Below are 20,719 nucleotides of genomic sequence, written 5' to 3'. Positions count from 1 at the left end.
TCAGCAGTTGACCGCATTGGCGCCGCCGGGTTTGAAAGGGGTGCCTTGGCCATTCATTCCGTTACTCAGTCGATGCTCGTCAACACAGAGGCGCAAGTTGAAAGTCTTAGAGCCGTCTTCCATCTTTGCAAGTGGAACCACCGACTCCCACGAGCTGTACTGGTCTTGCCAAAGGATGATCTGCCCGCTAACCATTCCCACTGCGTTGAGCGTGGTGGAGGTCAAGCGGTACTGAATATCCTCGGAGGCACCAGCACTGATAACAAACTGTTGATCCAGCAACGCCTTGCCAGAGGCGAAGTAGATGTCCCCGGTTTCTGGCACGACGAACCTCGGCATTGGCGGAGTCTGATTGGGGTACCACTTCTGCCAGTTGTTCGAGATGTACTGCTTCAAAAGCTGTCCTGGCACACGACCAATGACGTCGCAAGGGGCCTCGCGGAGCGCCCGAAGCCAACCAGTCGTGAGCAATCCAACCACCTTTGTTCCGTCTGGCTCTACCAGTTCGCGTTCTTGCGCCTTGCCGCGCTTCGGAGCGGCATATATCGCCATCATCTGCACATTCTCGGAGCCATCGTTCTCCACCTTGTTCAGGTCGGGCGGGCTATAGGCCACATTGGTCTCAGCGTCCCTGCAGCAGTCCATGATGAGGACTACCTCTTTAAACAGCTTGGCGTTCTTAGCAGCTTGTGCGTACAGAGTACCCGCCAAGTTGCTGACTTTCTTGCCGTAGTTGTCGGCCCCGTAAAGAGAGGCGGAAGGCACCTGATCCGTGCTCTGCGAGAAGCCATGCCCCGACAGGTACAAGTATAGGCGTGCATCGCGCCGGATGAATTCGCCGTTGCCGTCGAGCGTTATGCGATCAAAGGCATCTGAGAAGTGATTGCGCGTTGGATGCCAACCCGTCCCGTCCGGCCACCCCCCCGTCGGCGGCTCCCCAAGAAGTTCATCTGGCGTTCGGAGGCTAATGATACGGTTCGGGTCGGTGATCCCAACGCCCTCCAAGTCCCTCAGCCAGGTCACCACCCGTTCAACATCGTTCAACGGGCCATCAAGAGAAGGGTACTTCTCGCGGTCCTTGTACCGCGAGATTCCAACCACTATCGCGTAGTCCTGGTCCGGCACTTGCGCCTCACATCCCATTCTTGATGAGGGCAGAGACTGACTTCAGCGTTGCCTCATCGTTATCGAAATCGCCATGCCGCGCGGCATCACTATTCAGACCGTCGGCCTCATCCAGCGTTTGTGACCAAACCATGCGGTGCGCGCCATCGTTGAAGAAGGCTTTTACCTTCGCCACTGCCTGGTCGTCGCCGAACACCTTGGACATGTCGTAATACCGAGCCATGCCGACCAAGGGCATGTCGAGGATTGAGTTCCAGCCACCGCCTACAGCTTCGCCTTCGAGCAGACCCGAGACGAAGTAAAGCAAGCTGCGGGTGTACAGCGGCTTGAGCATTTTGTCTTCGGTCTCACGCTCGTCCTTCATGGCGAACATTCGGAAACTCTTCAGCCTCTCGTTGCCGTGGTCATCAATCGCCTGAGCAAACCTTCCGCAGGTCACTGCTGGTGCCAGAAAGATGACCTGAATCGGTGTCACAAGTCCGACCTTCTTTGCCACGTCAAGGAAGTTGCAAATGTAGATTGCACCGGTGCTATGCCCCACGAGGGTCAACTTCTTGAAGGCCTTTCCCTTAACTTCAAGGGACTTTAGCTTCTTGACCACGGCAAGGCCGCATGTGTCCGCTCCGTCGGCGAAGCTGTCGAGGGTGTCCTTTTTCATCTGGTTCCAGATCGCAGCACCAACGAGGTCACCGTACGCCGAGCGCAGGACCTCCTCGACTACGGTGCAATACATGCCATGATCACGGTCGATTTTGAACCGCTTGATGACAGCGATGACGATCTTGGCAACGAACTTTGCCACCGTGATCCAGCTAAAGACGCCCCGAGACTTGACCTTCCCCTCAGCTTCAGGCACCCCGTCTTCCGGCGGGAACATCTCGTCTAGGGCGTCGCTGCTCAGCAGCAGCTTCTGCGAACGAGCTAAGCCTACGCCTACACCCCGGGTAGCTATCTTCTCTGCGGGCATTGCGGCATTGAATGCGGCAGCCATCGCCCTCTTGAAGGCTGGATCGTCGTCGAGTCCGCTGTTGATTTGTTGGGCTAGCTCGTCCTCGTCTGGAGTTACGGCTCTGGCCTTCGTAGTCGCTTCCGGCGACACATCAACGTCCGTAGTCTCCGTCGGAGGGCGCGTTTGCGCATCCGTAGACTGGTCGAACCACTTGTCAAACTCTTTGCGGAAGGCGTCGATGTCCTCGATTTGCTGGCCGCTGGCGCCCCTGAAACTGAAGGCCCCCTTGATGGAAATTTTCTTCAGCGCCCATTCGGAGACCTTCTTGACCAGCTCCCGGAACGCGGGATCGCTGACCAAGTCGCCCTTGTTGTTCCAAATGGCTTCACCGAAGCCTGACTCCCAGATGAAGAACAGCGGGTACGCCCCGGCCGTCTCATAGACCTCTGTGAGCGGGCCAGCAATGTTGGGCAGGGCGTAGTCCTTCGAGACTAGGCCACCATGGAAATGAATGACAAGACCGTTTGAAGGGGCGGCCGTCGCTGCGAGGTTCATCACACGCTCCACTTCCGTCACGGCGCTGAGAGGAGACGCGCCAAGCTTGCCATTGGCCGAGATGAGGTAGTGGTCAGGGTTCGCAGTGGTGTCCGGCATAGGGTGCTCCCTCGGTTGTCGCGCATACAGATGTCGCATTCGGCTCCGCCAGCATTGAAGCGTACGGACAACACCTGCCAAGCCTATTCGGTGCAAACCCGACCTCCTCTTCAATGTTGAGGAGGATAAGTGAAGCAGCCGCCAGAACGGTGTCTCCGGGTCGAATGCACCAGCTCGTTGTACTCCCTGCAGCGGACCTACTTTCTCTACAGCTGATTCGCGGTTAATAGCGGTCATTGCCGATAGCAGGTCTACCGGCGAACCGATGACGCCTTCAGGTCGCGGAACATAGGCCCAAGGTTTTGACGTAGACGACCGCACCCGCTGCAAAGCCGACACCTGACGGCAAAGGTCGAACGCCTGCAGCGGGTAGTGAATTCACCTGGCCAACCCAACACATTCGTCAAACCTCAACTGGCTTGAGTCGCTTTACAGCGCCCGCACTGGAATGCAGATGTCGCAGCAGAACTCCCCGGTCTCGGCATCCATTGCGGTGGCCACAGAAAACATCTCAAAGCAAGGCCGGTCGTCACATTGCATGCCGCTGGACGGCATCCATTCGCGCGTCAGCCACATCCAGGCATTGGCCAAGCCCTCGGGTTTTCCTTTGAACCTTGCCACGGCGTAGCGGCCGCCCGGCAGGGATTGGATGTCCACCTGGCCGCTGGCGACGAAATGCGCGGGGACTTCCACGCAGGCGTCATAGCGGCATTTGCTGGCGGGTGTGAGAGAGGGGTCGTCATAGCCTATGCCGTAGCACGTTTGATCGCTGAGGCCATTGGAGTGCATCCACGGCGCAATGGTGCCTCGCCAGAATTGGCCTATGGCTGGGCCATAGGGGCCGATCAAGCGTTGATAGGCGACATGTGCTTTCGGTAGATCAATGATGCGGACGTCCATGGCGATTTCTTCCTTCAGGTGACAAGAGCCCTGAGGTTCGCCGAACGCGCATGGGTCTTCCTGATGGAGATTGCCGAAGACCTGATCAGGATTGCTCTCCTGGCTGCCTGGCGGCTGCCCGATGGCGGCCGCCTGGGTTTTCAGCCTCTCAAGCGTGGTGGAGCGCCAGGCCGATGGCGTGCAGCCAAACTTGAGCTTGAAGGCGCGCGCAAATGCTTCGCCCGATTGGAAGCCGGTGGCCAGCGCGGTTTCAAGCACGGTTTCCTTGCTGCCGCAGGACAGCCGGAACGCCGCCTTCTCCAGCCGTCGCCGCTGCGCATAGCTGCCCAGCGTTTCTCCCATCCATGCGGAAAAAATTCGGTGAAAGTGGAAGCGCGAGAAATTGGCGATGTCGGCCAGATGCGCACCATCCAGAGGCTGATCCAGGTGGGCATCGATGTAGTTGAGCACGCGATTGATCCGTCGCGCGTACTCGGCGCGGGATGCCTGCTCGGAAGGCTTGTTCGTCATGGTCGTTGTTCTGGAAATCACCGTGCATGCGGCGATGGGGCCTGCCTGTCAGCTGGGGGGCGGATGGAGACGACCAGCCGGCGCGGTTCTCGTCAGGCCGGCGCCTTCCCCTTCACCCACAACCCAAACTCCTTCATCACCCCCACCACCGGCTTGAGCCGCTCCCCATCCTGGGTCAATTCGTACTCCACCTTGATCGGCGCCGTGGGGTAGACGGTGCGCTTGACCAGGCCCGCTTCCTCCAACGCGCGAAGGTCCAGGGTGAGGGAGCGTTGGGAAATGCCGGGCATGTCGCGGCGCAGGTCGTTGAAACGCCGGGGGCCGTCGATGAGGTAGGAGGCGATGAGCAGCCTCCAGCGGCCGCCCAGCAGGCGCATGGCTTCTTCCACGGAGCAGCCGGAGATGTTGGATTTCATAGCACATCCATCATAGGCAGGCGGCAGGTATATTTTTTTAACCTATGGGCAGTTTTATTGCCTTCTTCCAGATTTATCCCTGGTGCATGACATTGGCCAGGGGCTGTGCCTGAACGCGCAGGCCCCTTGTTCCATCACCAGAGAAATTGCATGAAGCTGTATTACTTGCCGGGCGCCTGTTCGCTGGCGCCGCACATTGTCCTGAACGAGCTGGGGCTTGATTTCCAACTGGTCCGGGTGGACCACAAGACCCACCAGACGGAAGACGGCAGGGACTTCCGTGCGCTCAGCCCGTTCGGCTACGTCCCCCTGCTGGAGCTGGACGACGGCAGCCTGCTGCGGGAAGGGCCCGCCGTCCTGCAGTACCTGGCGGACCTGGGGCCTGCATCGCTTCTGGCGCCGGCCCATGGCAGCCTGGAGCGCTATCGGCTGCTGGAGTGGCTGGCCTTTCTGAATTCGGAGATCCACAAGGGTTTCATCCCGCTGCTGTATGCCGTGCTGGCGGGAAAGTACGGCGTGGAGACGGCCAAGCCCAAGCTGGAGCAGCGGTATGCCTGGGTGAACGCGCAACTGGCCGGCAAGCGCTACCTGATGGGCGATGGCTTCACCGTGGCCGATGCCTATCTGTACGCGCTCACGCAGTGGGGGCAGGCGCCGTGGCTGGAGTCGGTCTACAAGACGAGCATTCGCTTCGATGGCCTGGAGCATCTTGCAGGCTGGTATGCGCGGATGCGGGAGCGGCCTGCCGTGCGCCAGTCGCTCCAGGCGGAAGGTTTGCGATAGGGCCGGTGGCCGCCACGCATGCGGCCACCACGCACTTTGCTGCGTCATGGCAAGCAGCCCGCGCCTTGCGGCCTTGAGGGTGCCCAATGCAAATCGTCTGACGGGAAGTGACGTGGTGTGGACGTGACGGATCACGCCAAGGTTTCAAGGCTCACGGCCACGATGACGGGGGCAGGATCGGTGTTCACGAGGCGCAAGGCCTGGTTTGGCTGTCCGTCTCCGCGTGCGCGCTGAACCGTCACACCCATGGCCTGCACGGTGTCAGCCTCATCCAGCGTCTGGCGCAGCGAGGCGGGGATCGGCGCTGCGGCAGTGAAGTCGAAGCGGGGTTTCAACGCGACGTAGAAAGTTGACACACGGCACGCCATCAGGCCGCCAGGCCCGAAGAATACGCCTGCATCCGGCACCAGGCCGCGACCCAGCGCCACCATCGAGGCGTCGTACCAGCTGCCGGGGTAAATCGGCACTTGGTCCCAGCATTCAGAGGTGATCGTCACCGTCTCCAGCGAAGCGGCGGGTAGCGCAAGGACGCGGCCGGAAGCGTCCAGGGCCTGCAGGGAAGCCGGAGCCTGCGGCCCTGCGCCGGATGTGTCGTTGAGATTCAAGCGCAAGGTGCCGGGGTTTGCGATCGTGCCGACAGCCACTGCTGCGCTCCACTCCGACGAACTCTTGGGCAGTGTCCAGATCGGTTTCCACTGGAGGTAGCCGGTCTCGTACACCTTGGTCCATCCCACAGGAGTGGGCGAGTATGCAGGTTCGCCTGGAGGCGTTGCCATCTTCTGCATGGCGCCTGCAAGCATCGACTGATAGGGAAATTTGCAGGCTTCGAGTACCTGCAGAAAGGTCTTGTATCCCTGCGAAAAGCTGCGCCCCGACGCTTGGTACAGCGCGCCATTGGCAGCGGACTGGGGCACCGTATCTGCAAAGAGGAACTGCGCGTCGGCCATGGTGCCGGTCACTGGATCCGGCCAGTTCCACGCGGTCACCGGCATCAGCATCTGCCCCCGCACCAGCGGCGCCGAAATGGATGCCGAGCGCTTGAACACCATGCCGGTTTTCGGCCCGCTCGATACGCTTGGAGCCCTTGGGGGCGGAGGCACCAGATCAGCCAGGCCGCCGAGGAACTGATGGATCACGTTCATGAACGCTGTCTCCGGTTGACGGGGGTGGGCGGGGTGGGCAGGACCGGCCGCGGCGTCCCGCCCACCCGCTGGTCTTCAGGTCAGTGGATGCCCGGGAAATCAACGATCACGCCGATGATTTGCGGGTTCACCGAGGTGCTGCTTCCCTTGAAGGTATTGGCCTGTGCGGTGCTCTTGGTGTACTCGGACTGGTGACCGCCCGTGCCACCGAAGGTGAAGGGCCCGATGCGCACACCCGCGCTGGCCTCGAAGGCCTGCTTGTTCTGCTGGTAGGTGTTGGCGCTCATCGTGATCTCGAACGAAGGCTTGTAGACGACCAGCAGCTCGGACACCCGTGCCGCGACGATGCCGTTCGGGCCGAACAGGGAGCTCGATCCCGGGCCGCCGTTGGCCACCCACGGGGCGACGATGGTGTAGCCCTGGCCGCCCGGCCCCTGCTGGGCCTTGGCCAGTTCGCTCATGAAGCCGCCCGGGTACCAGTCGCCCGGATTCACCTTCACGCGCGTGGAGGACTCGCAGCTGATCTTCACGGCCGAGCTCGAGTCCTGGTTGAACAGGTCGGACTTGCTCCAGCCGCCCGATGCGTTGACGCTCCAGAAGAAGTTGCCAACGCTGGTCGAGCCCTTGGCAAACGAGGACTTGAAGTCGCTGCTCGACTGCGAAGATTTCATCGCGATCGAGAACGCGCCTGCACTGCCATTGCTGAGCGCTGCGCGCCAGTCCGCGCCCGTCGTGTCGATGTGGAAGTCCGGCTGCCAGCGCAGGATGCCCGAGCCATCCGGCACCTTGGTCCAGCCTGCCGGTGCGTTGTTTGAGGCAGGGTCGCCCGACGGAATCTGCATCATGTCGATGGCGCGCTGCAGATCGCTGGGCATGCTGGCCCGCTCCAGCTCCATCTTCATCTTCACCGCCTGGTTGTAGGCGTTGGTGGCCGCCTGGATGGCGGCAACGTAGGCAGCAGCCTCCGGCGCGTTGTTGAGCCAGGTGTTGATGTCAGGGTAGCGGGCTGCGAATATCAAGCCGCCGTTCTGCTTTGAACTCAGGTAGAACTGGTTCATGTCGCTGTTGGCCTTGGCCATCGCATTGCTTTTCTGGACGCACAGGTTGGCCAGCTCCGCCTGATTGGCCTGCTGCTCGGGGCTGACCTTGAATGTCACGTGACCAAAGATCTGGCGAACGGCGTCGAAGAGCGTCGCATCGAGGCTGCCGTACTGGCCGATCGCGGACCACTGCGGCATGCCGCTGACGATCTGATAGGCGGCCGGGTCCCATTGCCCGGTCGGAGCCGTGCCCCAGCTGAAGTCCTTGGGGGTGCCAAGCAACTGGAAATTCGGGGTGCCGAGATTATCGACAAGGGCGTTGTACAACTGGCTGAACATGGCTTGATCTGACATGGCGTGCAATTCCTGAAATTGAATGGATAGGGAGCGACATGAGGTTTGAAGTCATGAACGCTTTTCTTTGCCAATGAGAATGATTGCCCGGTATTGGGCCTAAGGCATGGGGTGCTTGGGAGAAATCGCAGGGGGTGACCGCGAAGAATGATTCATGGCGGGATACTCCTTTGAGTTGCGTGCAAGGATCCGACACGTGGGTGCCGGGAAGATGCCTCGACGGATGCGGACCGTAGAGACGAAAAAACTAAAAGGCGAAGAGACTAAAAGGCGAAGAGACTAAAAGGCGAAGAGATATGAGCCTCTGCAGTCGTTCAAGGCTCGCGCGGATATTCCATGTCAACCGCACAAACCTCAAATGCAATGGTGCCTGCTGCAGCCGCCATAAGGAGATTGCTCGCCCTCCGGTTGATCCAAAGTCGCGAAAGTCAATGTCCGAGATTCGTTGTGCTCATCATGCCCAATTGCACCAGGAGGGTGGAATACTTCCAATGTCGTATTCGGTGGGTACGGACAGGCGATGCACGCTGGCCTGGATATCAGGTGTCGCCGCCATTGCGAGTTGCCGTTGGCGCGAATGTCTGCAACTGGGCGGTGCTTGTCAGGCCCAGTTTGCGCAGAATGTTTTCGCGATGCTTGCGCACGGTCAAGTCGCTGAGGTAAAGCGAACGTGCGATCTCCTTGCTGGTGTGTCCCGCCAGCACGTGCGCCAACACCTCCTGCTCGCGCGGAGACAGAGGGAGCGGTGAGCGGGCAGCGCTCAACCAGCCTTGCCGCCTGGCATGCGTGACGAGTTCTACGGCATTGCGCAGGCCCAGCCGTGTACACATATTGCTGCGGTGCTTGCGTACCGTGTGTTCGCTGATGCCCAGCGTGTGCGCAATGTCCTTGCAACCAAGGCCTTTGGCCATCGCTTCGAGTACATCGATTTCGCGCGCAGTGAGTGCAGACGCGATGACTTCATCTGCTGTTGGATGCTCAGCATCGAGATGGCATTCGCTATTTGCCAAAGCTATTTCCGATATGTCCATGGTATGTCTCCCATTTTTTATGTGCCGATGCCATAGGGCCATTCCACGCCGAAGCCTCGGCGAGACTGCTTTGCACAGTGCCGTTTGAAAGATTGAATAACTCGCTAAAGAGCCTGTTTACCGACTGAATAAACTGGCGTCATGCCATTCGTGTAGAAATTGTGCGGTAAAGGATCAGCCGAAGAAGCCTGAACATTGGACGATTGAAAATCGCGTGCATTCAGCCTGCGGCAGCCTTTTGTATCCAAGGCGGGAGATTAGTAAACCATTATCAAGATGGTGTGGTGCGTTGAGGGAGTATCAAAGTCGTTTGAGAATCTGTTATCGCCATTTCACCGTTGGAATGGACATCTTAGTGGAAATCTCTGGCGAAATCATTACATCTGGCTACAAAAGTTCGACACCAAGGTTTTTGCAGCAGATTGTGGGAAAGCCAATGGTCTTCTGTGGGTCGCGCTTGTGTGATCAGGATTTTCTGGCATTGCCCAGCCGAGTCCGGGATGCGGGCTGTAGCGCGGGTCTTGAGACATGCGGGTAAGCAATTGCTGCCATGGCGCATCGAGAAGCGGCTGGGTGCCTGCGACGTGCTTCAAGGGAAGCACCTCTTTTGCCAAAAGCGTTCCCGGGTCATGACGAAGGGCGTGAGCACCACGACCATCGCCAGTTCCAACGACCTGGATAGACGCCAGTTCAGGGGGCAGGGCGGGTGCCCTCGTCAGGCCCGCCCTCCAGCACGCGTAGCAGCAGGGACAGCCGCTGGTCCAGCGCGGCCAGTTCGGCGGCGGGCATGGGCGCCAGCATGGCGCGCTCGTTGTCCAGGTGCGCTTCCACCGCGCGGTCTATCAGCTCCAGCCCCTGGTCGGTGAGCTGCACCAGCATGCTGCGCGCGTCCTGCGGGTTGGGCAGGCGCTGTACCAGGCCGCGCGTCTCCAGGCTTTTCATGCGGTGGGTCATGGTGCCCGAGGTGACCATGAGCGTGGAGAACAAGGCCGTGGGCGTGAGGCAGAAGGGCGCGCCCGAGCGGCGCAGCGTGGCCAGCACGTCGAACTCCCACATGGTCATGCCGAAGCGTGCAAAGCATTCCTCCAGCCGCTGCTCCAGCAGGGCGGCGCAGCGCTTGATGCGGCCTATGGGGCCCATGGGGCTGGGGTCCAGGTCCGGGCGTTCGCGGCGCCATTGGGCCAGGATGGTGTCGACATGGTCGGGCAGGCGTTGGGAGGAGGGTTGGGAGGAGGGTTGGGAGGGGGGTTGGGTCATTTGTCTTGATTTTAAGATAAATCGTGCATAATGGGTTTGTCTTGAATTGAAGATAAATCCATGTCCTCCTCCTCATCGTCCTGTGCCTCCACGGCCCCTGCTGCAGCCAGCGCTGCCATGTCATGGCGCGACATCCTGCTGACCGCGCTGGCGCCCGCCATCTGGGGTTCCACCTACATCGTCACTTCCGAACTGCTGCCGCCGGACCGGCCGTTCACGGCCGCGCTGATCCGCGTGCTGCCGGCCGGGTTGCTGCTGGTGCTGTTCACGCGGCGGCTGCCAGCGGGTTCGGGCTGGTGGCGGCTGGCGGTGCTGGGTGCGCTGAACATCGGCGTGTTCCAGGCGCTGTTGTTCGTGGCGGCCTACCGGCTGCCGGGCGGGCTGGCGGCCGTGCTGGGCGCCGTGCAGCCGCTGCTGGTGATGGCCCTGGCCTGGGGGGTGGACGGGCGCTCCCCCGCGCGGCTGACGCTGTGGGCCGCCGTAGCCGGCATTGCGGGCATGGCAGTGCTGCTGCTGTCGCCGCAGACGGTGTTCGAGCCCGTGGGCATGGCGGCGGCGCTGGCCGGCGCGGTGTGCATGGCGGCCGGCACGTGGCTGACGCGGCGCTGGCGCGTGGACTTGCCGGTGCTGGCGCTGACGGGCTGGCAACTGCTGTTTGGCGGGCTGATGCTGCTGCCGCTGGCCTGGTGGGTGGATGCGCCGCTGCCCGCGCTGTCTCTCACCCAGCTGGGCGCCTATGCCTACCTGTGTCTTGCCGGCGCGCTGCTGGCCTATGTGCTGTGGTTTCGCGGCATCGGGCGCCTGCCTTCGGTGGCCGTGTCGTCATTGGGCTTGTTGAGCCCGCTCACGGCCGTGGTCCTGGGCTGGGCGCTGCTGTCGCAGTCCATGACGGGCATGTCCTTCCTGGGCCTGCTGGTGGTGCTGGCCAGCGTGCTGGTGGTGCAGTGGTCTGCTTCGCGCGGCGCCTGAGTTTCTGGCATCGAGGTTCCTCTTTTTCCCCACCGAGCGTTTCACATGACTTCTTCCGAACTTTCCTCCATGCCCATCGGGCAGGCCATTGCTTCGCGCATTTCCGCAGACCGTTTCGAGCCGGGCCGCCCGCTGGCCGATGAGACGCTGGCCGCGCTGGTGGCCCAGGCCTCGCTGTCCCCGTCGGCCTACAACCTGCAGAACTGGCGCTTCATTGCCGTGCGCACACCCGAGGCCAAGGCGCGCCTGAAAGCCGCCGCCTATGGGCAGCAGAAGGTGGAGGACGCCTCTGCCGTCTTCATCGTCTGCGGCACGCTGGCCGCCCATGCGCGGCTGGCGGAGTTTTTGCAGCCCAGCGTGGACAGCGGCGTGATGAGCCAGCGCACGGCCGATGGCTGGGTGGCGCAGGCCCATGCCGCGCATGCGGACAACCTGCAGCTGCAGCGCGACGAGGCCGTGCGCTCGGCCTCGCTGGCGGCCATGACGCTGATGCTGTCCGCCCAGGGCCTGGGGCTGGCCAGCTGCCCCATGGTGGGATTCGATGCGGAACTGCTGGCAGCGGGCTTTGGCCTGCAGGCCCACGAACTGCCCGTGATGCTGGTGGCCGTGGGCCACGCGGCCGGCACGCTGCGCCCGCAGAAGGCGCGCAGGCCGCTGGCCGACATCCTAGCCTACGCCTGAGCGTGGGATGGGTTGGCGGGGTGCAGGCTCAGCTGGCAGGCTGCAGCTGCATGCCCAGGCGCGAGAACAGGATCTGCCGGCCGTCGCCCTGCAGGCGCTGTATCACCATGCCACCATCGCGGTGCAGGTAGATGCGCAGGGCGCTGCCGTTGCCGGGATCGTGGTCCAGGTAGCAGGGGTCCTTGTCCAGGTCCTTCCAGCCATGGGGCTCGACCAGCCGGCGGCCGGCGATGCGGCGCAGCTCGGACTCGGGCGCCGCGAAATAGGTGTGGGTCTGCAGCCACAGCGTGCGCAGCTGTTCGAAGGCCTGGTCGCGAGAAGAACAGGCGGGCGCAGCCTCCAGCAGGGACAGCAGCATGTCCAGAAGCTGATCGAATGAATACTGCATGCCGCGCCCCTTTCAGCGATCGACGGTGCGCACCGCGCATCCTCGATCAGCGTAACCGGATATGGCGCGAATGTGAACAAAGCATGACCGTGGTGGTTTGTCGCTATTGCCAGTCCGTACCGACAGTGATTGGCGCGGGTGTTGCATGTGAGGCATGTGAGGCATGTGAGGCATGTGGGGCAAGGGCCTGGATGGCCGGACAATGGCCGGCAGATCCGGCGTGATGCCTGTCTTTTGCGCCTGCCCCGCTGTTGCCGCCATCTTCCTGTTTTCCTTCACTTGTGCTGCCAATGGAACGCTTCACCATCTCCATCGACGACGACCTGGCCCGTGATTTCGACGGCTGGATCGCCGCGCGCGGCTACGACAACCGCTCCGAAGCCATACGCGACGTGCTGCGTGCCCACCTGGCCCAGGTGCGCGAGCGCGAGGACGCCGACGGCCTGTGCGTGGCCAACCTGTCCTATGTCTACAACCACCACGAGCGCGATCTGTCCGAGCGCCTGGCCAGTCTGCAGCACGACCACCATGAGCTGCACATGGCCACCACGCACGTGCACCTGGACCACGAGCAGTGCATTGAAACCGTCATGCTGCGCGGCCCGGCCAGCGCCGTGCGGCGCTTTGCCGACACCATCACGGCCGAGCGCGGCGTGCACCACGGCCAGCTCAACGTGGTGATGGTTCGCAGGGCAGAGCCTGGCGGGCACGATCACGCGCACCACCATCCGCATTCGCACGACGATTGAGCCAGCCCGGGGCCGGGCGCCTTGCGCAGCCCCTGTCATGCAGGTCGGTATGAAGTTTGCTTTTTTCTTCATACAACTCCTGGAAACGCATGACACATCCCCTGAATTCCCCTTCCCGGCGCCTTGCCGTGCACCAGATTGCAGCAGCTGGCCTGCTGGGCCTGGGTTGCATTCCCCATGTCGGTGCACAGCAGGCGGGCGACGCCACGGCCAGCCTGCAGCCTGTCGAGGTCAAGGGCCAGACCGCGCGCGGCGCCTCGGCCGCCTACACCACCAGCGTGATCGAGGCCGAGGACATCGCCAACGCCCATGTCAGCCATCCGCAGGAGCTGCTGCGCCAGGTGCCGGGCATGAATGTGCAGAACTACCAGCTGTCCGGCGTGGGTGACGCCATCGTCATGCGCGGCTTCGGCGGCGGCGGGCACGGCGGCGACGTGGGCGTGGTGCTGGACGGCATTCCCCTGAACGAGGCCATGTCGCATGCCGACGGCTATGTGGACCTGGGCGTCATCGTGCCGCTGGAGATGGAGCGCATCAGCATCTACAAGGGGCCGGTGTCGGCGCTGTACGGCAACTTCAACCGCGCAGGGCTGATGGCGATAGAGACGCGCAAGCAGGGCGACTACACCCCCTACCGCGAGGCCGACGTGAGCCTGGCCTCGCACGGCACGCTGGACGCTCAGGCGGCGCTGGGGCTGAAGCCGGGCGATGGCGAGTTCCTGAACCTGGCGGCCCAGCACTACCGCACGGACGGTTTCCGCGCGCAGTCGCAAATGCAGCGCAGCACGGCATCCCTGCGCTGGAGCAAGCGGCTCTCGTCGCAGCTGGAAGTGGCGCTGTCGGCACGGCTGCACCACGGCGAGGGCGACTCGCCTTCGTACCTGACGGCGGGGCAGTTCGCACGCGATCCGCGCGGCATCGATCCGCGCGCCATGAACGATGGCACGCGCAAGAACTTTGCCACGCTGCGCGCCGATGTGCAGTACGCGCTCTCGCCACGGCTGACCTGGCTGGGCTATGCCTACACCACGCAGCAAAGCTTCACGCGCTGGTTCAGCCGGCCCATCGACGCACTGCAGTGGCGCCAGCGCGAGGAAAGCTATGACCGCGCCGTCTACGGCGCAGGCACCAGCCTCAATGGCCGCCATGCCACGGCGCTGACCCCGATCAACTGGGTGGCGGGTCTGGAGGCCGTGCGTGAGTCCACCGACTACCAGTTCTACGACGGCCTGCAGTGGCGCGAGCGCACGGGCGCTGCCCTGGATGACCGCAATTCCAGGCTCAACACCCTCTCGGCCTTTGCCGAGGTGGATGCACCCGTTCACCGCCTGCTGCAGCTGTCCGCCGGCCTGCGCTGGGATCGCTTCACGGGCGGCTGCCGTCCCAACGGCCCTGAGGCGGGCAGCGACCCCTGCGGCCCGCTGGCGCGCACCTCGCATGCCAGCCCCAAGCTGGGCCTGCGCTCGCAGGTGGCGCCGGGTGTGCTGCTGCGCGCCAGCTGGTCCGAAGGATTTGCGCTGGCCAGCGATTTCGCCAAGTACGCGCTGGGCGCCGCGCAGCTCGATCCCAACATCTTCCGCCAGACTGAAGTGGGCGCGCAGATCAAGCCCATGCCGGGCCTGGTGCTGGATGTGGCCGCCTATAGGCTGCAGTCCTCGGGCGAGATCCGCAGCGTGGCGCCCGGCGTCTATGAGAACTTCGGCGCAACGCGCCGCACGGGCGTGGAGGCCAGCGCGCTGTGGGCCGTGCGCAAGAACCTGGACCTGCAAGTGGCCTGGGGCAGCGCCCATTCGCGCGTGACCGAGAACGGCAACCCGGCCCTGGTCGGCAACCAGGTGGCCGGCGTGCCCCGGCAGACGGCCACCGTGGGCCTGGCCTGGCGCCCGCTGGCGCAGTGGGAGGGCACGCTCACCTGGCGCCGCGTAGGCCGCTATGCCGTCACCGCCGACAACAGCGTCTTCTATGGCGGCTACGCCACCTGGGACCTGGGCCTGAGCTGGCGCCTGCCTTCGGCGCGCAGCCGCATCTACGCCGTGGTCTCCAACCTGGGGGACAAGGCCTATGCCACGTCGGCCTCGGTCATCCGCGGTGTGCCGCTGTTCGCGCCCGGCGCGCCGCGCACGCTCAAGGTCGGCGTGCAGACGCAGTTTTGAGGAAACCCCAAATGAGAAACAGGTACATGACAGCCCGCCATCCCTTCGCCGCCGCAGCGTTCGCTGCGCTGCTGGCCTGCGCACCGCTGGCCCAGGCCCACAACGTCTGGCTGGAGCCCGACGCCGACGGCGCCTACACCGTGCAATTCGGCGGCCATGAGGGCAAGCAGGAGAACTTTGCGGCCGGCAAGCTCAAGAGCGTTGAGGCCTATGACACGCGCGGCCGCCGCATCGACGTGGCCGTGCAGCCCGTGCCCGGCGGCGCCCGCGCCACGCCGGCGCGCAAGGCCGCGCTGCTGGCCGCGCATTTCGACAACGGATTTTTCAGCCGCGTGGGCGAGGGGCCGATGGTCGAAAAGCCCATGACCGAGAACCCCGGTGCCACCAGCGGCGTGCATGCGCTCAAGTTCCACAAGACCATCCTCGAATGGGGCCCGGTCACCCGCGAGAAGCTGGGCCAGACCCTGGAGATCGTCGCCAAGACCCGCCGCTCCCCCCACGCGGGCGAGCCCCAGCAATTCCAGGTGCTGCTGGGCGGCCAGCCCCGGGCCGGCGTGCGCGTGTCGCTGGGAGAAAAGGGCGAGCCCCTGGAGACCGATGCCGACGGCCTGGTGACCGTGCTGCCGCGTGCCGGGCTCAACCAGCTGCTGGCCATCGTGCGGCTGCCTGTCTCCGGCGACGCGCGCACCACCAGCCTCAGCTACGAGTACCTGCTGGGGTTCTCGGCGCATTGAAAGGGGCTGGTGGCCCGGTCCGGCGTGGCCCGGCCTGGCGTGGCCCGGCGCTGTGGGGTCAGTCCAGCGCCAGGCGCCGGTCTGCAGCCAGCTTCTTCCACTTGGCGTTGTCCTGGGACATGAAGCGCTGGATCTCGGACAGGGACATGGGCGTGGCCACGGCCCCGGCGGCCTGCAGCGTGGGGCGCAGCTCGGGCGACTGTATGGCCTGGTTGATCCATTGGTTGAGCTGGGCCAGCCGCTCGGGGGGCGTGCCGGATGGCACGGCCACGGCATACCACTGGGTGGCCTCGTAGCCGGGCACGCCGGCCTCGCGCATGGTCGGTACATCAGGCAGGCTGTCTATGCGCGTGGCGCTGGTCACGGCATAGGCCTTCAGCCGGCCCGACTGGATGTGCGGCAGCACGGGCGTCACGCCCAGCATGGCCAGGGGGATCTGCCCGCCCACCACATCGGTCACGGCCTGGCCGCCGCCCTTGTACGGCACATGCACCATGCTGGTGGCCGCCAGGGCGTTGAGCAGTTCGCCCGCCAGATGCTGGGAGGTGCCCGTGCCCGAACTGGCGTAGCTCCATTGGCCCGGTTTGGCTTTCATGGCGGCTACCAGTTCGCCCAGGCTGCCGGCCGCACCCGGGGCAGGGCCCACCAGCACCATGGCGCCCCGGGCCATCACGGCCACGGCGGTCAGCTCGCGGCCCACCTCGGGCTGGCGTGGGCCGGACAGCTGCGGTCCGGGCACGGAGACCAGGGTCAGGCCATCGGCAGGCGCCTTGGCTGCCGCCTGCAGGCTGATCGCGCCCGAGGCGCCCGGCCGGTTCTCCACCACCACGCTGACACCGGCCCTGGCCTCCAGTTGCCGGGCCACATGGCGGGTCAGCACGTCCAGGCTGCCGCCGGGCGCAAAGCCCACGATCCAGGTGATGGGCTTGCCCTGCGGCGCGTGCGCCGCCGGCTCGGCCGCGCGGGCCGTGGGCAGTGCAAGGGCCAGCAGGGCTGCGGCGGCCAGGGGGCGCAGTGCATGGCGGCGGGTGGTCGGCAGGCGGCCGCTGGCCTGCGGGGCGGGTAGGGGTGCGCAGGTCATTGGTCGGGGGCGCCGGGCGCGGTGTTGGGGTGTGCCTTGCAGCTTTCGTTGAAGCGCTGGACCATGGTCAGCATGGGGTTGAGCACCCAGGTGTTGAAGATCAGCACGTCATGCTCCTCCTTGGGATCGCGCACGATGTTGAACAGGTAGGGTGACTCCAGCTTGCCCTTGCTCTCGTTGACCTCGGGCTCCCAGTAGAAATGCAGCTTCCAGTCGCGCCACTTCGCGGCCCGCAGCTGGTCCTTGATGTAGAAGAGAAAGCCCTCGCGCGCGGACCGGGGCTCGCCCAGCAGGAAGGCCGTCTGGTCCAGGCCGTCGATGGGCCGGTCCTGTGGCATGGCGGCGCCCGCCACCGCCGCCAGGGTGGAGAAGATGTCGGTCACGTGCATGATTTCATTGCTGGTGCGCCCGGCCTGGATGCGGCCCGGCCAGCGTGCGATGAAGGGCACGCGCAGGCTGCCCTCCATGGCCGTGTGGTAGGTGCCGCGCCAGGGGCCGGCCGTGCCGCGGTAGGGCTGGCGGAACTCGGGGCCGTTGTCGCTGCAGAAGATGAACAGGGTGTCCTCGCGCAGGCCGAGCCGGTCGATCTCGTCCGAGATCTGGCCCACGCGATGGTCCATCTCCACCATGGAGTCGGCAAAGTCGCCCTGGCCGGTGCGGCCCGCGAAATCCGCATGCGGCAGCGTGGGAAAGTGCAGGTGCACCAGGGGCAGGTACAGAAAGAAGCGGCGGTCCCGGGCGTGGTTGCGGCGCATGAAGTCCAGCGAGCGCTCCACCAGCTCGGCATCGATGTTGCGCCGCGATTCCAGGTCATAGACCTTGACATCGTCCGAGGGCGCGCCCGCGCGGCCTTCCATGATGTGGGGCAGGGGCGCCACCAGGGGGTCGTAGCCCGTGGTCGCGGTGAACTGGCTTTCGTCCGTGGTGCGGGGAATGCCGTACCACTCGTCGAAACCCCGGTCCGAGGGATAACGCCCCGGAATGTCCCCCAGATGCCATTTGCCGAAATGCGCCGTGGCATATCCCTGGGCCGACAGCAGCTGGGCCAGCGTGGTCTCGCCGCGCGTCAGGCCCTGTGGCAGCCCGGCCGGCACCGATTGCAGGGCACCCGTGCGGATGGGATGGCGCCCCGTCATCAGGGCCGAGCGCGTGGGCACGCAGTCGCTTTCCACGTTGAAGTTCTGCAGCAGCAGTCCCTCGCAGGCCAGCTGGTCGATGCGCGGAGTGGGCGCGCCGCGCAGCGCACCGCCGCCGTAGCAGCCCAGCTCGCCCCAGCCCAGGTTGTCCGCGACGATGAGCACGATATTTGGTGGGTTCATGATGTGGCTCAAAAAGTTTCCATGCCAAAACTCTAGCCACAAGCCCTGTCTTGGTGATAACCAAACCAGCGAAAATCGATGCACATCTGGAATGGCTTTGCTCGGCAAGGTAGCAAGCTTTCTCGTTTTTCTTCGTTGACAAGGAATGGCATGACGGGATTTGCCTATAACGAGCTGGCCTGCTTTCTGGCCGTGGCCGAGCATGGCCATTTCGGGCGTGCGGCCGCTGCCCTGCAACTGACCCAGCCGGCCGTCTCCAAGATCGTGCGCCGCGTGGAGCAGGGCGTGGGAGCGGCCCTGTTCACGCGCGGAACGCATGGCGTGGCGCTGACCAGCAGCGGCCAGCTGTTCATGGAGCCTGCGCGTCAACTGGTGCTGCGGCATGAGGAGACGATGCGCGCCGCCAGCGACATCCAGGCCCAGCATGTGGGCCTGATCCGCCTGGGCTTCACGCAGGCCACCTCGGAAAGCCGCGCCACCCGGGCCGTGGCCGAGTTGCTGCGCCGCCGCCCCGGCCTGCGCGTGCGGCTGACCGTGGGTAAGTCCGACGACTTGGAGCGCGCGCTGCTCGACGGCAGCCTGGACTTGGCCGTGGTGCCGTCCTACCCGGGCCATGCCACGCGCTGCGCCCAGGTGGTCATTGGCGAGGACGAGCTATGGGCCGCCGCACGGCCGCGCCACCCGCTGTTCCAGCTGGCGCTGGAGCAGGGCCTGAGGTTCGGGCATTTGCAGGGCTACTCCTGGGCCTTGCCGGCACCGGGCGCCGCCGTGCGCAAGGTGGTGGACGAGGCCTTCGCGGCCCAGGGCCTGGGCGCGCCCACCGTGGCCCTGGAGATCCAGCACAACACCGAGGCCACCATCGACATCGTGGGCCAGACCGATCTGCTGTGCTACGTGCCCAGCCATGTGCTGCGCAGCAATCCCGAGCGCCTGCAGTCCCTGCCCATCCCCGAGCTGCGCACGCGCCGCAGCTGGCTTCTCATCAGCCACCCCAAGGCCCATTGGTCGCCGCTGATGTCCGCGCTGCGGGACCTGACGCTGGGGTAGCGGCCCGTAACGCAGGGCCGGTGCAGGCTGGCCTCAGATGTTCAAGGTGTCTTGCGCTCAGGCAGAGACGGGCGTGGAGCTGCCCCCCAGGTGCCGGGCCGGCCGGTGCGTGTAGCGGTCCAGGGCCAGGCCGTCGGTGCTGATTTCGGGGCTGCGGCCGGTGATCAGGTCGGCGATCAGCCGGCCCGAGCCGCAGGCCATGGTCCAGCCCAGCGTGCCGTGGCCGGTGTTCAGGAACAGGTTGGAGTAGCGCGTGGCGCCGATGATGGGCGTGCCGTCCGGCGTCATGGGCCGCAGCCCGGTCCAGAAGCTGGCGCGCGCCACATCGCCGCCCGGGAACAGGTCGTTGACCACCAGCTCCAGCGTGGCGCGGCGGCGCGGGTCCAGGCGCAGGTCGAAGCCGCCCAGCTCGGCCATGCCGCCCACGCGGATGCGGTCGTCAAAACGGGTGACGGCAATCTTGTAGGTCTCGTCCAGCACGGTGGACTGCGGCGCCAGCGCCGGGTTGCCCAGCGGCACGGTGAGCGAATAGCCCTTGACGGGGTAGACGGGCAGGTCCAGCCCCAGCGGCTCCAGCGCCTGGCGCGAGTAGCTGCCGAAGGCCATCACATAGCGGTCGGCGGTCAGCAGTTCGCCATTGACGCGCACGCCGGCAATGCGGCCGCCTTCGACCACCAGGCCATCCACGTTCTGGTTGAAGCGCAACTCCACGCCCAGGCCGGTGGCGATGCGGGCCAATTCATTGGTGAAGCGGTGGCAGTCGCCGGTCTCGTCCTTGGGCAGGCGCAGGCCGCCGGTCAGCCGGTCGCGCGCCTGGGCCAGGGCGGGCTCCACCTGGGCCAGCTGGTCGCGGTCCAGCAGTTCGTAGGGCACGGCGCATTCGCGCAGCACGGCCACATCGCGCTCCACGGCGTCCAGCTGGGCCTGGGTGCGGAACAGCTGCAGCGTTCCGCCCGTGCGCTGCTCGTAGGCGATGCCGGTGTCGGCGCGCAGCTGCTGCAGGCAGCTGCGGCTGTACTCGGCCACGCGCATCATGCGTTCCTTGTTGACGGCGTAGCGCTGGGCAGAGCAGTTGCGCAGCATCTGCGCCATCCAGCGCAGCTGGAACAGGCTGCCGTCCAGGCGCACGGCCAGCGGCGCGTGTTCCTGCAGCATCCACTTCAGGGCCTTGAGTGGAATGCCGGGCGCCGCCCAGGGCGTGGAGTAGCCGGGCGAGACCTGGCCCGCGTTGGCAAAGCTGGTTTCGGACGCGGGCGCATCCTGCCGGTCCAGCACCGTGACCTCGGCACCGGCCCGCGCCAGGTAGTACGCACTGGTCACGCCGATGACGCCGCCGCCAAGAACAAGGACTTTCATGGGATTCACCGCCAAGTCAACAAGATGAAATCAAAGTCTATTGACGATGAGGCAGTGGAAACCACTGAAATATTGATACTC

The 20,719-nt window shown here is 64.6% G+C and carries 19 protein-coding genes; 7 read left to right on the top strand and 12 right to left on the bottom strand.

Annotated features, from left to right (window positions below):
* From U6958_RS20635 to U6958_RS20620, 4 genes are all read right to left on the bottom strand, one after another.
* Window positions 1–1,143, bottom strand: coding sequence for a caspase family protein (locus U6958_RS20635; protein ID WP_074923897.1), 1,143 nt, complete (start codon window positions 1,141–1,143; stop codon window positions 1–3).
* Window positions 1,133–2,728 carry a hypothetical protein gene (locus U6958_RS20630; RefSeq protein ID WP_074923900.1) on the bottom strand — a complete coding sequence of 532 codons (1,596 nt, stop codon included), beginning with the start codon at window positions 2,726–2,728 and terminating at the stop codon, window positions 1,133–1,135. The genes U6958_RS20635 and U6958_RS20630 overlap by 11 nt, the downstream gene beginning before the upstream one ends.
* A 429-nt stretch (window positions 2,729–3,157) precedes the next feature.
* The gene (locus U6958_RS20625) at window positions 3,158–4,138 is read right to left on the bottom strand and encodes a GyrI-like domain-containing protein (RefSeq protein ID WP_074923904.1); all 981 of its coding nucleotides are present in this window, start codon (window positions 4,136–4,138) and stop codon (window positions 3,158–3,160) included.
* Window positions 4,139–4,230: 92 nt separating this feature from the next.
* Window positions 4,231–4,554: a helix-turn-helix domain-containing protein gene (locus tag U6958_RS20620; RefSeq protein ID WP_013802924.1), complete on the bottom strand. Its 324-nt coding sequence runs from the start codon at window positions 4,552–4,554 to the stop codon at window positions 4,231–4,233.
* Between the two features lie 150 nt (window positions 4,555–4,704).
* Between U6958_RS20620 and gstA the strand changes: the two genes are divergently transcribed.
* The gene (gene gstA, locus U6958_RS20615; protein WP_074923907.1) at window positions 4,705–5,337 is read left to right on the top strand and encodes a glutathione transferase GstA; all 633 of its coding nucleotides are present in this window, start codon (window positions 4,705–4,707) and stop codon (window positions 5,335–5,337) included.
* A gap of 131 nt (window positions 5,338–5,468) precedes the next feature.
* Here the strand turns inward: gstA and U6958_RS20610 are convergent, their stop codons facing one another.
* From U6958_RS20610 to U6958_RS20595, 4 genes are all read right to left on the bottom strand, one after another.
* A complete protein-coding gene (locus U6958_RS20610; protein ID WP_026062936.1) occupies window positions 5,469–6,479 on the bottom strand; it encodes a hypothetical protein in 1,011 nt (336 codons plus the stop codon).
* A gap of 80 nt (window positions 6,480–6,559) precedes the next feature.
* A complete protein-coding gene (locus tag U6958_RS20605) occupies window positions 6,560–7,873 on the bottom strand; it encodes a hypothetical protein (RefSeq protein WP_046240757.1) in 1,314 nt (437 codons plus the stop codon).
* 539 nt (window positions 7,874–8,412) lie between these two features.
* Complete coding sequence (locus U6958_RS20600; RefSeq protein ID WP_046988640.1) at window positions 8,413–8,904, bottom strand: response regulator transcription factor; 492 nt, start codon at window positions 8,902–8,904, stop codon at window positions 8,413–8,415.
* A gap of 690 nt (window positions 8,905–9,594) precedes the next feature.
* A complete protein-coding gene (locus tag U6958_RS20595) occupies window positions 9,595–10,161 on the bottom strand; it encodes a MarR family winged helix-turn-helix transcriptional regulator (protein ID WP_074923910.1) in 567 nt (188 codons plus the stop codon).
* Window positions 10,162–10,278: 117 nt separating this feature from the next.
* Here U6958_RS20595 and U6958_RS20590 point away from each other — a divergent pair, with 117 nt between their 5' ends.
* Complete coding sequence (locus tag U6958_RS20590) at window positions 10,279–11,130, top strand: EamA family transporter (protein ID WP_034367241.1); 852 nt, start codon at window positions 10,279–10,281, stop codon at window positions 11,128–11,130.
* Between the two features lie 45 nt (window positions 11,131–11,175).
* The gene (locus U6958_RS20585) at window positions 11,176–11,811 is read left to right on the top strand and encodes a nitroreductase family protein (protein ID WP_016453668.1); all 636 of its coding nucleotides are present in this window, start codon (window positions 11,176–11,178) and stop codon (window positions 11,809–11,811) included.
* A gap of 28 nt (window positions 11,812–11,839) precedes the next feature.
* Here the strand turns inward: U6958_RS20585 and U6958_RS20580 are convergent, their stop codons facing one another.
* Entirely contained in the window at window positions 11,840–12,199 is a 360-nt protein-coding gene (locus U6958_RS20580; protein ID WP_016448140.1) for a hypothetical protein, read from the bottom strand.
* A 290-nt stretch (window positions 12,200–12,489) separates the two neighbouring features.
* On the opposite strand from U6958_RS20580, the gene nikR reads away from it, so the two are divergent.
* The 3 genes from nikR (at window position 12,490) to U6958_RS20565 (ending at window position 15,835) form a co-directional block, all read left to right on the top strand.
* Entirely contained in the window at window positions 12,490–12,948 is a 459-nt protein-coding gene (nikR, locus tag U6958_RS20575) for a nickel-responsive transcriptional regulator NikR (RefSeq protein ID WP_016448139.1), read from the top strand.
* An 89-nt stretch (window positions 12,949–13,037) separates the two neighbouring features.
* Window positions 13,038–15,101 carry a TonB-dependent receptor gene (locus U6958_RS20570; RefSeq protein WP_074923914.1) on the top strand — a complete coding sequence of 688 codons (2,064 nt, stop codon included), beginning with the start codon at window positions 13,038–13,040 and terminating at the stop codon, window positions 15,099–15,101.
* A 26-nt stretch (window positions 15,102–15,127) separates the two neighbouring features.
* Window positions 15,128–15,835, top strand: a complete 708-nt coding sequence (locus U6958_RS20565) for a DUF4198 domain-containing protein (protein ID WP_074923916.1) — start codon at window positions 15,128–15,130, stop codon at window positions 15,833–15,835.
* A 58-nt stretch (window positions 15,836–15,893) separates the two neighbouring features.
* Here the strand turns inward: U6958_RS20565 and U6958_RS20560 are convergent, their stop codons facing one another.
* On the bottom strand, window positions 15,894–16,916 hold the full coding sequence (locus U6958_RS20560; RefSeq protein ID WP_047328102.1) for a tripartite tricarboxylate transporter substrate binding protein: 1,023 nt from the start codon (window positions 16,914–16,916) through the stop codon (window positions 15,894–15,896).
* Window positions 16,913–18,235, bottom strand: a complete 1,323-nt coding sequence (locus tag U6958_RS20555) for an arylsulfatase (RefSeq protein WP_016448136.1) — start codon at window positions 18,233–18,235, stop codon at window positions 16,913–16,915. Before U6958_RS20555 ends, U6958_RS20560 begins: the two co-directional genes overlap by 4 nt.
* 150 nt (window positions 18,236–18,385) lie before the next feature.
* On the opposite strand from U6958_RS20555, the gene U6958_RS20550 reads away from it, so the two are divergent.
* On the top strand, window positions 18,386–19,282 hold the full coding sequence (locus U6958_RS20550) for a LysR family transcriptional regulator (protein ID WP_013802902.1): 897 nt from the start codon (window positions 18,386–18,388) through the stop codon (window positions 19,280–19,282).
* Between the two features lie 57 nt (window positions 19,283–19,339).
* Here the strand turns inward: U6958_RS20550 and U6958_RS20545 are convergent, their stop codons facing one another.
* Complete coding sequence (locus U6958_RS20545) at window positions 19,340–20,638, bottom strand: D-amino acid dehydrogenase (RefSeq protein ID WP_016448135.1); 1,299 nt, start codon at window positions 20,636–20,638, stop codon at window positions 19,340–19,342.
* Between the last annotated feature and the right edge of the window lie 81 nt (window positions 20,639–20,719).

It is taken from the genome of Delftia lacustris (assembly GCF_040267515.1).
GTDB classification, from domain to species: Bacteria; Pseudomonadota; Gammaproteobacteria; order Burkholderiales; family Burkholderiaceae_C; genus Comamonas; species Comamonas tsuruhatensis.
Note: the sequence above shows the minus strand (reverse complement) of the source record. Positions and strands in the feature narration are given on the sequence as shown.

Coding starts and splice junctions, on each gene's coding strand:
- U6958_RS20635 (WP_074923897.1), bottom strand. CDS start 1,143: ATGGGATGTGAGGCGCAAGTGCCGGACCAGGACTACGCGATAGTGGTT.
- U6958_RS20630 (WP_074923900.1), bottom strand. CDS start 2,728: ATGCCGGACACCACTGCGAACCCTGACCACTACCTCATCTCGGCCAAT.
- U6958_RS20625 (WP_074923904.1), bottom strand. CDS start 4,138: ATGACGAACAAGCCTTCCGAGCAGGCATCCCGCGCCGAGTACGCGCGA.
- U6958_RS20620 (WP_013802924.1), bottom strand. CDS start 4,554: ATGAAATCCAACATCTCCGGCTGCTCCGTGGAAGAAGCCATGCGCCTG.
- gstA (WP_074923907.1), top strand. CDS start 4,705: ATGAAGCTGTATTACTTGCCGGGCGCCTGTTCGCTGGCGCCGCACATT.
- U6958_RS20610 (WP_026062936.1), bottom strand. CDS start 6,479: ATGAACGTGATCCATCAGTTCCTCGGCGGCCTGGCTGATCTGGTGCCT.
- U6958_RS20605 (WP_046240757.1), bottom strand. CDS start 7,873: ATGTCAGATCAAGCCATGTTCAGCCAGTTGTACAACGCCCTTGTCGAT.
- U6958_RS20600 (WP_046988640.1), bottom strand. CDS start 8,904: ATGGACATATCGGAAATAGCTTTGGCAAATAGCGAATGCCATCTCGAT.
- U6958_RS20595 (WP_074923910.1), bottom strand. CDS start 10,161: ATGACCCAACCCCCCTCCCAACCCTCCTCCCAACCCTCCTCCCAACGC.
- U6958_RS20590 (WP_034367241.1), top strand. CDS start 10,279: ATGTCATGGCGCGACATCCTGCTGACCGCGCTGGCGCCCGCCATCTGG.
- U6958_RS20585 (WP_016453668.1), top strand. CDS start 11,176: ATGACTTCTTCCGAACTTTCCTCCATGCCCATCGGGCAGGCCATTGCT.
- U6958_RS20580 (WP_016448140.1), bottom strand. CDS start 12,199: ATGCAGTATTCATTCGATCAGCTTCTGGACATGCTGCTGTCCCTGCTG.
- nikR (WP_016448139.1), top strand. CDS start 12,490: ATGGAACGCTTCACCATCTCCATCGACGACGACCTGGCCCGTGATTTC.
- U6958_RS20570 (WP_074923914.1), top strand. CDS start 13,038: ATGACACATCCCCTGAATTCCCCTTCCCGGCGCCTTGCCGTGCACCAG.
- U6958_RS20565 (WP_074923916.1), top strand. CDS start 15,128: ATGACAGCCCGCCATCCCTTCGCCGCCGCAGCGTTCGCTGCGCTGCTG.
- U6958_RS20560 (WP_047328102.1), bottom strand. CDS start 16,916: ATGACCTGCGCACCCCTACCCGCCCCGCAGGCCAGCGGCCGCCTGCCG.
- U6958_RS20555 (WP_016448136.1), bottom strand. CDS start 18,235: ATGAACCCACCAAATATCGTGCTCATCGTCGCGGACAACCTGGGCTGG.
- U6958_RS20550 (WP_013802902.1), top strand. CDS start 18,386: ATGACGGGATTTGCCTATAACGAGCTGGCCTGCTTTCTGGCCGTGGCC.
- U6958_RS20545 (WP_016448135.1), bottom strand. CDS start 20,638: ATGAAAGTCCTTGTTCTTGGCGGCGGCGTCATCGGCGTGACCAGTGCG.